Raw genomic sequence first — 12,365 nt, 5'->3', positions numbered from 1 at the left:
CTAGCTAACTTTGCTATTTACGGCATCAGCTAATGCCTGATTAAAATGTGCGACGACAGCTTCACGTTGAGCGGCAGGCACGCTGCTATTTACAACGTGACTAATGGCATTGCCAAGACACATTAGGCTTAACTCAGTCGTAGCACTTTCAGTATGTAATACGTCCAGTAATTGATTTACCAGTTTTTCAATTTGTGCAGTGGAATACTTTGATACAATTGGCATGAATTATCCGCAAGTCATGTGGTTTAAACAGGTAGAATATTAACAGAATTCATTTTAAACAGGAAAAGTTATGTCAGTAGATGTACAGCAGTTGGCAATAAATTATCTTGAACTGGATGAGCAAGCCCGCAGCAAAGCGCATTATCGTCCCGCATTGGTTACGCCTACTGCGTCGGTAGCACATTTAGTTGAACAGTTACATCTGGCGTATAATGGTAAGCCCGCTAAAGGCTACGCAGCCTTCAATACAGCAAAAGATCAGCAGGTTGTTACAGTGCTACAGGATTGGCAAAAACAAAATAGTGACTTCATTGTTTTGGCTAATACTGCAACGTCAGTACTTGAGCAGCAGTTATTAGCGCATCAGATGCCGGAAAGTGGCTATCTGTTAGTGTGCCATTACCGCTATTTAGCGAGTGATTATTTATTGTTTTGCTTACTGGGTAGTAAAGATCATTTTTCATTAACTGAAGATCTTGAATTGTCCACTTCACGCCATCTTGACATTGCGCGAATGCAACTTGCTGCAAGGCTTGACCTTACTGAATATCAAAGTTCGCCAGAGCATGGTAAATATATTAGCTTTATTCGCGGGCGTGCAGGTCGTAAAGTTGCCGATTTCTTTTTAGATTTTTTAGGTTGTGAAGAAGGCACTGATGCTAAAGCCAATAGTAAAGTGGTGTTGTCTTCTGTTGAGGAATACTTTACGGCAGCTGACTTTGACAGCACGGAAAAAAACGACGCACGAAAACAAGTGTACAGTTACTGCGAAGAACGCGCCAAGGCCGGACAAGATGTAGTGTTGACCGAATTGTCTGCAGTGATCGACGAACAAGAACAGCAAGGCTTTTTACGCTACTGCCAGGAGCAGCAACTGGGGGTGGATTCGCAGTTTCCTGTTGAGGTTAAAGAGTTGAAAAAACTCATTAAATTTAGTGGTCAGGGGGCAGGGCTTTCACTCAGTTTTGAACAGAAATTACTTGGCGATAGAGTGCAGTATGATCCACACAGCGATACAATTTTGATTAAAGGTACACCGCCTAACTTACGTGATCAGCTACAGCGTTTTATTCAGGGCTATTCCGCGTTTGACCGTAACGAAAGCTCAACCGAATAGCATTTACTGACAAATATTACTGACATACTTACTGAAAATGCGGGGCAAGTGCTGTAAAACAAGCTCTTGTTCCGCAATAGGGTGTTTTATCAAAGTTTCACGCAGAATGTCGGGCGTTAATTTGGCGAGAAATAAGCTAGATATTGGCTTGTAGCTAATATGCCAAGGCTCATGAGCAACGCCGCCGTTATATGTTTGGTAAGGTAAAAAGAAATTGTAATCAGCAGCATGTTGAATTAACCATTGCTGTAACTTGTAAAACGGCCCTCCGGTTAGATACTCTGCTGGTTCTAACCGAGGTTGATAGTCAGCGCCTACCGCCGCGGCATCATACACGTCGAGTTCGGTTCCCCAATGATGACGGCTGCCACCTGGTAACGCAGAATAAAGCAAAATAGCATCTAGTCTTGCCATTGGGCTTAATGAATCCATGTTCACTTGTTGGCCAAGCGGATTGTATACTGGTCGCGCGCCAGAGAGTTTTGCCTGCCAGATAGAGGCCTGTCGTTGATATGAGCGAAATGCCGAGACAATTTTAATGTCTATTCCATCACCAGCAGCTGCTTGTTGCAACCTGTTAAACGGTTGCAGAGCTTGTTGGTGCAGCATAAAACCGTCGTCACGTTTAAACAGGTGTTTATCCGTTAATCCGGTGAGCATCTCGCTGTTAAAGGCAGTCATAGACTTAGCTCAAGCTGCTCCAGTATCGCTTCATACATTTTTGTCAGTTGTTCAAGATCGGTAACAGAAACACATTCATTGATTTTATGAATGGTTGCGTTACAAGGACCTAGCTCGACAACCTGCGCTCCAGTTGGCGCTATAAAACGCCCATCTGAAGTTCCTCCAGTTGTTTCAAGACGTGGCGAAAAGCCCTGAACCTGATTGATGGCTTTCACTGTGGCTTCGACTAAGTTACCTTGTTCTGTTAAAAAAGGCAGGCCATTTAGTATCCAATCTAGCTGATAATTCAGACCATGTTTATCTAGCAATGCAATAACGCGTTGCTGGAGTTCATTTGCAGTGCTTTGCGTGCTGTAACGGAAGTTAAACATTACATTTAGCTCACCAGGGATCACATTAGAAGCGCCTGTACCTGCATGGATGTTAGCTATTTGAAAACTGGTAGCAGGAAAGTACGCATTGCCATCATCCCATTGCTCAGCTGCAAGCTCAGCTAACGCTGCTGCAGCGCGGTGTACTGGATTGTCTGCTAAATGCGGATAGGCAACATGGCCTTGAATTCCCTTGACTAATAAATGCCCTGTTAACGAACCCCGACGGCCATTTTTGACCACATCACCGGCTTTTTGGCTGCTGGATGGCTCGCCGACAATACACCATTGTATTTTTTCGTTTCGTGCTTCCAATGTTTCAATGACCCTTTTGGTGCCATTGATGAAAGGCCCTTCCTCGTCACTGGTAATTAAATAAGCAATATCAAACTTAGGCTCAGGGAAGCGGCTTAAAAAGCGTTCGGTAGCAACAATCATTGCTGCCAAACTGCCTTTCATATCCGCAGCGCCGCGGCCATATAAAGTGTCGCCAATTACGGTGGGTTCAAATGGCGGTGTATGCCATTGCTCCACCGGGCCAGTTGGTACAACATCTGTATGACCTGCAAAACAAAAAACAGGCTTACCATTACCTCGTCTTGCCCACATATTTAACGTATCGTCATAGTGCAATACTTCAATATTAAAACCACATGCTAATAAACGCTTTGCCATTAGCTCTTGGCAGCCAGCATCTTCAGGTGTAACAGAGGGGAGAGAGATGAGCGCTTTTGTTAACTCAACTACAGCACTTGTTATAGTCATTTCTATAATCCAAAAATACGTTGATACTGATCTGGGGTAAACGCTAAATGGCAATGCCCTTCGTGTTCAAGCAATGGCCGTTTAATCATTGCTGGTTGGGCTAACATCAGTATTAACGCTTTTTCTTCAGTTAAATCTGCTTTATCAGCCTCATTGAGCTGGCGGTATGTGGTTCCCCGGGTATTGAGTAAATTTTGCCAGCCGCAGGCTTTGGCAAAAGTAGCAAGTTGTTCATGGCTAATGCCGTCAGTACGATAATCGACAAACTGATATGGCACATCATTCTGGCTTAGCCAGTTGCGCGCTTTTTTTATCGTATCGCAATTTTTTATGCCGTAAAGTGTAGTCATATTTTAGTGTTCTTTAATTGAATAACGAAAGCGTTGTCGTTGGAGGCTTCAACGAAATATTCTGAGCTATAAACCGCTGCTATGGCAGGATGTGGCAAAATGGACAGTACTGCCTTACATTCATCACTATTTTGTAAAAGTTGAAGATCGAGTCTCAAAACGGTTTGGCCTTGCTGCACAGCTTGTCCGGATCCCACCAATTGTTTAATTGCCATACCTGGAGATATATTCTGACTTACCATTAAATCTATCTGTAATGTTAGTCCGCTTTTATGTTTAAAGGTTAGTCTTCTACCGCCATGCAAGCTGTTCGTAAAATGACCTGAAAATGGTGAAACAAGTGTACCGTGCTGAAGGTCGATGCACAAAGCTTGTGGTAAGACATTTGCGTTATATAACAGATCCGAATGTGTTGTAACTGACTTAATTTGGCCGGTTGCAGGGCTTTTAATCGCTAAACCTAACGTTGCATCAAGGTATGGAAGCCACTGGATCATATGCTTAGTACCGAATAAGTTTGGGTATATATGCTACTGCAATGCAGTAGCCCGACTCAATACGTTCTTACTGATGACGTTACATTATTGCGTTAAAGATAGGATAACGTATATAAGATAATTTAAATTTATGGCTTTTTTGAGTTTAATCATGGAATCGTCGCAAAAGCTGCTAATTTATAGCTTTAATTTCGTGATTAAAGCACCTTACGCTTATGTTTAATGGCTTATTGTTGTCCACAGATTTTGTGGATAACTTTGTGTGTAACGGTGTTTAACTGGGTTATGTTATTGTAAATTAACAATATTATATATTGGCATATTTTTTGTTAGTTTTAATTAGCACATAATCTTCAGTTAAGCTGGTTAAAAAGTCACTTTTGTAGTGTTTATATGCAATTTGACGATGTTAAATTCAGTTTTGTGTAAGTTTTAACGTGAAATTATTCACTCTTCTTTATTATTTTGCAGGAGATACTGAACAAGCAAGTGCCGGCTGTTTGTAGACGAGCTAGCTATTAAGGTAAAGGTAAGTCTTTTATGCTATCGTTGCATAGTGACTTTATCAGTGGGAGCACGCAATGCAGTATCCGCTATATACGACAATGCTGGCTGGTCGAGAGTACAGTAAGCAGTGGCCTGCAAAAGCAGAGCTAAATAGTTTATTTGTTGAAAATAAAGTAATCTTGCTAACGTCAATTGCAGGTCGCTTTTTACCGTTGCTTGCACTCGTGTGTGCGGGGGTACAATATCATTTTTTAGGCGCAACGTTTTTGCCTCAAATCCTTACCATGTCTTTGTTTCTTGCTACTTTGCCTTTGCAAGGTTGGTATTGGCTAGGGGTGCGGGCCGCTACACCATTACCCCCATCAATCGCGAGCTGGTATCAGCAGATTAGAGAGAAAATGCAGCAGTGTGGTATTTCGTTGGCGCCGGCAAAACAGCCAGGATGTTACAAAGATCTTGCCGTATTGCTCCAACAAGCGTATCAGCAGTTGGACAGAACCTTTGTTAAACAATGGCTGTAACAGTGTGTTACAGCCATTGTATTTAGTTATTTAAAAACTGACCAAACTGGCGCATGATCTGATGGCCGTTCAATGCCGCGCAATTCATAGTCAATGCTGCTTTCTATGCAGCGCGCAGAAAGTGTTGCTGTTGCCAAAATAACATCTATTCGCAAACCCCGGTTGTCATTAAACCCCTTTGAACGGTAGTCAAACCAACTGTATTGCGCATCTGCTGTTGGGTGCAATGCTCTAAATGTGTCAATTAAGCCCCAATCCTTTAGCTGCTTAAGCCAAAGACGTTCTTCCGGAAGAAAGGATGTTTTTCCTTCGCGTAACCAGCGCTTTGCATTACTTTCTCCAATGCCAATATCTAAGTCTGTTGGTGAAATATTGATATCACCAATAACGGCAAGATTTTCTTCCGGTGAATGATGAGTTACCAAATAATGTTGTAGATCAGCATAAAACTTAGTTTTTGCCGGAAACTTGGTCGGATGTTCACGGTTTTCTCCCTGTGGAAAATACCCATTTAGAACTGTGAGTGGTTTACCATCATCCATTTGAAATTGTCCAATTAGCATACGGCGTTGGGCGTCAGCTTGATCGGTAGGAAAACCATACTGCATATGGATGGCTGGCAACTTACTAAGTATGGCTACGCCATAGTGTCCTTTCTGTCCGTAGTGATAGACGTGATAGCCCATTGCCTGGACATCGGCTAAAGGAAACTCATCATCATGAACTTTAATTTCCTGTAAGCCGACAATGTCAGGCTGATGTTTATCTAGTAGAGCTTTAAGTTGATGTAATCGAGCTCTGATCCCATTGATGTTAAAAGAGATAATTTTCATTAATTTGCTTAGCCTTACATTACTTAAAAACATATAAACATGACCTATGATAACACTTTACATTCTGCTATGGCACAATGCAGTAATGACAAGTCATGATTAATACATTACTGGGGTTTGTGTTGTCGCATTTGAAAATTGATACTGAAAGCTTTAGTTATCATGTGGTTTTTAGTGCAAAAAGACGAAGTATTGCTTTGCAAGTTAGACAAGGACACCTTGTTGTCAGAGCCCCTTTGGCGACTAATTTAGCCGACATAAAACGCGTTGTTGCTGAGCAGAGACTTTGGGTTGTTAAACATCTCCAACAATCTAAAGTATTAGTGAATAAGCCTGATTACTTGGAGCTTGGGCTGCTTCCCCTGCAGAATGTTAAGTTGCCACTAACATTTAAACGCATGACAAAATCATCAATTATCAGCGTTGACGGCGTGTTGAATATTACTGTATCCAATAGGGTCAAGCCTGATCGTTTCAATGCCAAAGTGATAGCTTTGTTGCAAGATTGGTATAAACAGCAAGCTTTTATCTGGTTTAGTGAACGGGTTAATTATTGGCATAAAGAGATGAAGGTGCAGCCTGGGCAGATTGTTATAGGTAATTGGAAGACTCGCTGGGGATATTGTAAGCAAAACTGTGAACTTGGCTTTAACTTGCGTCTAATGATGGCGCCAGATTGGGTAGCTGATTACGTGGTCGTTCATGAACTCGCTCATCTTATACATTTGAATCATTCTAGTGACTTTTGGTCGTTGGTTAGCGATTATTACCCACAAATGGAAGAGGCTAAAAATTGGCTGAAACGTTATCAACATACCTTAGACCTATAAAAAAACGCCGGCGGTTAGGCCGGCGAAAATACTAGGACATGAAAACAGGAGAGAACGGATACTACTTAACAACTACTAATTATTAAGACGCCGCTTATTGGAAATAATTCAAAATATTTTTAGCTTTTTTTTACGTCACTATTTTTGCAATTTCGCCAACACTTGGTTTAAGCTCCACGCCATCAATAGAGTGTTTATTAGTAGATTGCCTCAACGGCAGCAATGTTATTGGAAAAACCACTATGACAAATCGATTACGCCTTCAGCAACTCGCAAAATTATTGGACATCACCCGATTACAAGATAACGAAACGCCGGCTACGTTTTTGCAATGGCTTAAAGATATACCAACTATGCCCGCTGCTGCTTACTGCGTTTATCCAGAGTTTATGGCGTCACTAATAAATTGGTCAGAGCGTCAGCTAACCATGGCTATTGCTACCGTAGTTAATTTTCCAAAAGGTGAGGCGAATGCTGATATCGTTTGTGAACAAATTCAACGCAGTATTTTAGGCGGTGCGACTGAAATTGATTGTGTCTTGCCATATAAAGCGTTGTTAAGGGGGGAATATGGTGCGGTTAAGCATTTTCTATATGATGTTCGCCAGGCAAGTAAAAATACCGTACTAAAAATTATTATTGAGTCTGGTGAGCTAGTGACTGCGCAACAAGTGGCTAAGGCAAGTGAGTTAGCCATCGAAGGTGGTGCAGATTTTGTTAAAACCTCTACGGGTAAAGTAGCTGTAGGTGTTACCGAAGAAGCTGCCCGTATTATGCTAACAGTAATTGCTGCTTCAGGAAAAAATGTTGGTTTTAAAGCCTCAGGTGGGGTTCGAAGTGTAGAGCAAGCCGTCGGTTTAGTACAACTCTTTGAAGATATTACTGGGAAAACTGCACTCAATTCAAACATGCGAATTGGTGCAAGTGCATTAGCTTATGATGTTGCCAACCAACTCAAAGCCAGCTGATTACCGACGAAATTCTTCTCGCAGCTTTTCAAACTGTTGTAAAAGATCTGTATAGCGTGAACGATGGTGATCAGGGAGTGGCATATTGTCTACAACCCTAAAGGTTTTTTTACAACGTTCAAACAACTCGGTAGATTTTCTTTTTTGCTGACGGTTAAGTAATTGAATAGATGCTTGAATAAGGTTAAGTGCAGCGCCAGTGTTCATTGGCGCCAAGTCTAATGCTGATTCAAATTGCTGAACCGCCTGAGTAAAATTACCTTGCTTGTAACTTTGTATACCGGCTTTATTCAACTCACCAAACTGCATTTGTTTATGATCAACGTGGTGTTGTTGATCACTAAACAGTGTTTTCAATAACGGGTTGCTCATCAGCTCTTCCGGTACGAGCTTTGTTAGACTGCTTGCTTGTTCAAATTCACCGATTTGGTTCAGTAAAAACACGGCATCAGGCAATATTTGATGCTGCTCGACTAGCTGTTCAGCTACCGATGCATACACTTTTTTTGCTTGATATTGTGCGCCACTTAGAGATTCAAGCCTGGCTTGGCATAAAAGTTCAAACAAACCAAAATCTATGTCGCGCATCATGCCCTCATCACGCTTAACCCGTTGCAGTGCTAGCGAAACTTCTTGTAGATAACGATTACGTTGTTGCGGATCATCTGCTCTTACGGCTGCGTCTATTATGGTGCGAATATAATTAAGTAGATGGACAACATCTTGTTTTATCGAACGGCGGGTTATCTCATATAGCTGCTTGCTGGCTTGTACTTGTTGTGGAATGTTATCGAGTTCACGTGCGATTTCGATCAGTAAATATTGTCTTGGCATATTAAAAGGGGCAATTTCGGCCGCAGCCTGAATGCTACTAAAAGCCTCATCTATTTCTCCAATTGCGAGGAAAGATTTAGCTTGAATGTCGTAAGCTTCTGCAAAATAACGATTATCTTCAATCGCTTCTTTGCATAATACCAAACTTTCAGCGTAGTTCTGTTTCAAGAAGCTCAGTTTAGCCATAAGTAACACGGCCCAACCGTTCCGTCGTTGCGAAAGGGTGTTTTCAAGTATTAGCGCTGCTTCATCATAGCGTTCAGTTGCTAGTAGGTTTTCTACCAGCACGCGCTTACAAAACTGTTGGTATCGTCCTTCTTTCAATATTTCTTGCTGGCACAAGTCTATAACTAATTCAGGTTGCTCATCAAACAATGCTTGATAAAGTGTAGCTAATTGCGTTTTTTTTCTTTGTATTCGTTGAATACGGCTGCGTAGAACACTTTGTGAAAATGGTTTAACAACGTAGTCGTCAGGTTCAAGCTCAACTGCGCTCATTACCATGGGGACTGTATTTTCGCCAGTAACGAGCATAAAAATACTATGCGGTGCGAGTAACTTTTTCTCTCGTAAATCTTCCAATAGTTGTTTGCCATTTTTGCCTACGCCTAAATGGTAATCGACGAATAGGATGTCATAACTACCATTCGCACACTTAGCTAACGCTTGTTCTCCGGTGGGGGCAAAAGCCACATTTGTTGCGCCCATAGAATACAATATACCCTTAAACATAAGCTGAAAGGCTCGTTGATCATCAACAATTAATACTCGTTGATTCTCAAGCGTTTTAATATTCATCGACACCACTATAGAGAAAATAAATAAGTTTTAAGTGTCGGAAATTACATAAGATTAAGCAAGAAGATTTATAAAAATGAGGTAATTAGGCTGTAGAATTACAAAATATAGGAAAATGGTGGAGGGGGAAGGATTCGAACCTTCGAAGGCAGTGCCGGCAGATTTACAGTCTGATCCCTTTGGCCACTCGGGAACCCCTCCACGAGTGGACCGCATAGTATCAAAAACACTTTTTATGTAAAGTCATTTACTCAATTTTTTTTGCTGACTGCCGATAAATGAAACAATAAGGGCAAAATTGCTCAAAATTTAACGGTAGCACAACATGATTATTAATGAATGGCAACTAAACTCAGAACTGAATACAGCATTACAGCATTCACACAGAGCAGATTTTTCTCTCTATTTATCTCTGCTTTCAACTGCAATTGAAGAGTCTGCAGAGTTTAATACTCCATCAGCTGATACAAACAAAACTGTTACAGACATATATAAACAGTTTAGTGTTGAAAAAGAGCGACACTATGCGCTTAATGAGGCGGATATAGGCTTGTTAAACAGGCATTGCCAGGCAATACAAACAGATGGCTTGGTGCAGCTTAAACTTGCTATTTACTTAAATCCTCCTCCGTTATCTCAGTTTGACGACAAAAATAGACTTAACTCAGATATTTGGCAGAATCTTAGTTTACATAGCCGCAGACGTCTGCAGCAACAAAACATGACAAGACAAGAAACTAATCCCGCCGCACTTTATGAAGTTTTGCAACAGTTAAACAACGTAGCTGCCTAATTGCGGGTTTGCATCTAGCTTATGCCACTACCAGATGGTACGTGTATAATGCATTGTTTAAACTTTTTACCACTATTACATGGACAAAGGTCGTTACGACTTATCTTATTTGGCGTACTATCTTTTAAAACACCATCGACATAATACCAACCTTTATCAAATACAAATCGAGATCGCTCCATAAATCCGCACAAAAAATTATCCTGAATGTAAATGAGCTCAAAAGTGACATAACCTTCATGAACGCTTTGCTCTGTTGATATCACATCAAGTCGGACAAAATGCACACTATTAGCAAAAGCTTCTATTTCCTGGATAGTATTATTAGGGAGTACTGATGAATGGTATGTTTGATAGACGTAGTTAATGTCTTTATGGCAATAAGCGCTATAACGAGATCGCATTAATTGCTCACAATTTCGCGCTAGTAAGTTGCCAGATAAATATGGTTGGCAGCACACACTAAACTCTTTTTCAGAACCGCAATAACATCGCATAGTCAGATGCCTGTTTAATAGAGCCACGATTTTAACGTACCTTAACTTAGTTGTCTTAAAGAAGTTAGTGGTCAATGCGTAAGTTGATTAGCTTCAATATGCTCATACTGATAAAAACAGGTATTATTTTTAATTGCCAGCAAACTGAAATTTTCTAGCTGCTGCTTGTCTAAATGTGGGGCAAAGTTAATGACAACTTTGCAACTAGTAGATTCAAGAGCTCGCTGAACAGTTTGAGTCAAACTCTTTATTTGTTTTTCGTGAATGATTAACACGTGTTGCATCGATAATTGATACTGCTCAGCCCATAACTTATTTGGTATGCAAGTAGGAGCAATTAATAGAATCCACCCCAGTTTATCTTGATGCTGATGTATTAACTGAAGCAAACTTAGTTTTGTGGCATCTTGTACGTTATTTCCGTCATTGTTAATCGGATGGGGCCTAAATAACCTAGTATCGTTAAGAACGGTATTTGAACGTTTTGACGTAAGAAGATTCATTGAGCGATTATACATAGCAGCCCTATATGTTTATATATACAGTGTATGGATATACAGTATAGTTGGATAGGTCAAAAAGCAAGCGTGTTTTGTAAATTTATGTCCCGAGACTGGCTAGACCATTCAGTGTGTTATAGTCCGGTAGAATAGTGCGTAATTATAGATAAGAGTTAGTAGTCAATGTTGTTAGAAAAGTATGTTCAACAAAGTAGTGAAGGTTTCTCGTTTAGTCGCAAACAAGCTAGTGAGTTCGCTAAACAAGTGGCAACGGATTTTAATCCAATTCATGACGAAGATGCTAAGCGTTTTTGTGTACCGGGTGATTTGCTGTTTTCTCACTTACTTACCCGGTATGGCATTTTTGAACAGCTAAGCTGTGAATTTGCAGGTATGGTTGGAGCTGATGTTGTTCTGCAGTGTAATGAGCAAGACAATGTCATAACTATTAGTGATAGTCAGGGCAAAGTGTATTTGTCGTTAAAGCATAATGGTAAATGTCAACATGACTTAACAGTAATAGAACCGCTGATTCGGGACTATGTAAGTTTTTCAGGTCAAAATTTCCCTCATATTTTGCAACCATTAATGCAACAACATCAAGTGATGATTAATCCTCAGCGGCCTTTAGTGATATATCAAAGCATGGCCCTAAGTTTTGAATGCTTACCAACAGATAAAGTGGAGCTAGTGTTGACGAAGTCCTCCTTGCAAGTAGAAGGCAAAAGAGGCAATGTAATTTTAGCGTTCTCATTAACTCAAAATGGCAAAGCTATTGGCACAGGAGAGAAGCGTATGATCCTGAGCAATTTAATGACATATGAAGAAGAAGGTATGCAGCAGATGATTGCGGAATATAATAGACGCAAAGAATTTGCTTAAGCGGCATACATAAATGCTTAATTGTTCAAACTATCAGCAGTTAGGCGCTTTTATTCATTTTACCCCTTGCACGAGTTTCAAAACGCCCTATAATGCGCGCCATGCCACGGGGTGCTGCAGTAAGGGTGCTTCGGGTGAGTTAAGACGGTTTGCAAAAATCTTTAAAAAAGACGCTTGACAGACTGGCTTAAATCACTAAAATGGCGCCCTCGCTTCACGGTGGTGTTTAACACGGTGAAACAGGAAAGAAAGTCAGGTGTGACGAATGTTTTTAAAAAAGAATAATCGTCACGCTTGACTTAAAAACTGGGAAGTGTAACATAAGCCTCCCGCTTCTAAGCGAAGCACGCTCTTTAACAATTAGCAATCAATCATCTGTGTGGGCACTTATGA

At 40.8% G+C, this 12,365-nt stretch carries 15 protein-coding genes and 1 tRNA gene; 6 read left to right on the top strand and 10 right to left on the bottom strand.

Annotated features, from left to right (window positions below; translation table 11 throughout):
* Window positions 1-225, bottom strand: a complete 225-nt coding sequence (locus H595_RS0110205) for a YejL family protein (RefSeq protein WP_027671127.1) — start codon at window positions 223-225, stop codon at window positions 1-3.
* Between the two features lie 70 nt (window positions 226-295).
* Between H595_RS0110205 and yejK the strand changes: the two genes are divergently transcribed.
* Window positions 296-1,342 (top strand): nucleoid-associated protein YejK, encoded by a 1,047-nt coding sequence (gene yejK, locus H595_RS0110200; RefSeq protein WP_027671126.1) that lies wholly within the window; start codon window positions 296-298, stop codon window positions 1,340-1,342.
* A 3-nt stretch (window positions 1,343-1,345) separates the two neighbouring features.
* Here yejK and H595_RS0110195 read toward each other — a convergent pair whose 3' ends face one another.
* The 4 genes from H595_RS0110195 to H595_RS0110180 are packed head-to-tail and all read right to left on the bottom strand — an operon-like array spanning window position 1,346 to window position 4,009.
* Window positions 1,346-2,023, bottom strand: a complete 678-nt coding sequence (locus tag H595_RS0110195; RefSeq protein WP_027671125.1) for a M15 family metallopeptidase — start codon at window positions 2,021-2,023, stop codon at window positions 1,346-1,348.
* Complete coding sequence (gene dapE / locus H595_RS0110190) at window positions 2,020-3,162, bottom strand: succinyl-diaminopimelate desuccinylase (protein WP_037054401.1); 1,143 nt, start codon at window positions 3,160-3,162, stop codon at window positions 2,020-2,022. The genes H595_RS0110195 and dapE overlap by 4 nt, the downstream gene beginning before the upstream one ends.
* Before the next feature lie 2 nt (window positions 3,163-3,164).
* Window positions 3,165-3,512, bottom strand: coding sequence for an ArsC family reductase (locus H595_RS0110185; RefSeq protein WP_027671123.1), 348 nt, complete (start codon window positions 3,510-3,512; stop codon window positions 3,165-3,167).
* Window positions 3,509-4,009, bottom strand: a complete 501-nt coding sequence (locus H595_RS0110180; RefSeq protein ID WP_027671122.1) for a PTS glucose transporter subunit IIA — start codon at window positions 4,007-4,009, stop codon at window positions 3,509-3,511. The genes H595_RS0110185 and H595_RS0110180 overlap by 4 nt, the downstream gene beginning before the upstream one ends.
* A 581-nt stretch (window positions 4,010-4,590) precedes the next feature.
* Between H595_RS0110180 and yfbV the strand changes: the two genes are divergently transcribed.
* Complete coding sequence (gene yfbV / locus H595_RS0110175; protein ID WP_027671121.1) at window positions 4,591-5,037, top strand: terminus macrodomain insulation protein YfbV; 447 nt, start codon at window positions 4,591-4,593, stop codon at window positions 5,035-5,037.
* A gap of 26 nt (window positions 5,038-5,063) precedes the next feature.
* Here yfbV and xthA read toward each other — a convergent pair whose 3' ends face one another.
* A complete protein-coding gene (gene xthA / locus H595_RS0110170) occupies window positions 5,064-5,870 on the bottom strand; it encodes an exodeoxyribonuclease III (RefSeq protein ID WP_027671120.1) in 807 nt (268 codons plus the stop codon).
* A gap of 122 nt (window positions 5,871-5,992) precedes the next feature.
* Between xthA and H595_RS0110165 the strand changes: the two genes are divergently transcribed.
* Complete coding sequence (locus H595_RS0110165) at window positions 5,993-6,700, top strand: M48 family metallopeptidase (protein ID WP_169338551.1); 708 nt, start codon at window positions 5,993-5,995, stop codon at window positions 6,698-6,700.
* Window positions 6,701-6,942: 242 nt separating this feature from the next.
* Entirely contained in the window at window positions 6,943-7,668 is a 726-nt protein-coding gene (deoC, locus tag H595_RS0110160; RefSeq protein ID WP_027671118.1) for a deoxyribose-phosphate aldolase, read from the top strand.
* Here deoC and H595_RS0110155 read toward each other — a convergent pair whose 3' ends face one another.
* Window positions 7,669-9,300, bottom strand: a complete 1,632-nt coding sequence (locus H595_RS0110155) for a tetratricopeptide repeat-containing response regulator (protein ID WP_027671117.1) — start codon at window positions 9,298-9,300, stop codon at window positions 7,669-7,671.
* A gap of 116 nt (window positions 9,301-9,416) precedes the next feature.
* Window positions 9,417-9,501: transfer RNA gene (locus tag H595_RS0110150), tRNA-Tyr, on the bottom strand.
* 124 nt (window positions 9,502-9,625) lie between these two features.
* On the opposite strand from H595_RS0110150, the gene H595_RS0110145 reads away from it, so the two are divergent.
* Window positions 9,626-10,093 carry a VC2046/SO_2500 family protein gene (locus H595_RS0110145; protein ID WP_027671116.1) on the top strand — a complete coding sequence of 156 codons (468 nt, stop codon included), beginning with the start codon at window positions 9,626-9,628 and terminating at the stop codon, window positions 10,091-10,093.
* A gap of 14 nt (window positions 10,094-10,107) precedes the next feature.
* Here H595_RS0110145 and H595_RS23825 read toward each other — a convergent pair whose 3' ends face one another.
* Entirely contained in the window at window positions 10,108-10,497 is a 390-nt protein-coding gene (locus tag H595_RS23825; RefSeq protein ID WP_240474870.1) for a YchJ family metal-binding protein, read from the bottom strand.
* Window positions 10,498-10,661: 164 nt separating this feature from the next.
* Entirely contained in the window at window positions 10,662-11,108 is a 447-nt protein-coding gene (locus H595_RS0110140; protein WP_156885958.1) for a hypothetical protein, read from the bottom strand.
* Window positions 11,109-11,273: 165 nt separating this feature from the next.
* Between H595_RS0110140 and H595_RS0110135 the strand changes: the two genes are divergently transcribed.
* Window positions 11,274-11,972 carry a DUF3581 family protein gene (locus H595_RS0110135; protein ID WP_027671114.1) on the top strand — a complete coding sequence of 233 codons (699 nt, stop codon included), beginning with the start codon at window positions 11,274-11,276 and terminating at the stop codon, window positions 11,970-11,972.
* Window positions 11,973-12,365 lie beyond the last annotated feature (393 nt).

Origin of the sequence: Rheinheimera baltica DSM 14885 (genome assembly GCF_000425345.1) — a bacterium.
GTDB lineage: Bacteria > Pseudomonadota > Gammaproteobacteria > Enterobacterales > Alteromonadaceae > Alishewanella > Alishewanella baltica.
Note: the sequence above shows the minus strand (reverse complement) of the source record. Positions and strands in the feature narration are given on the sequence as shown.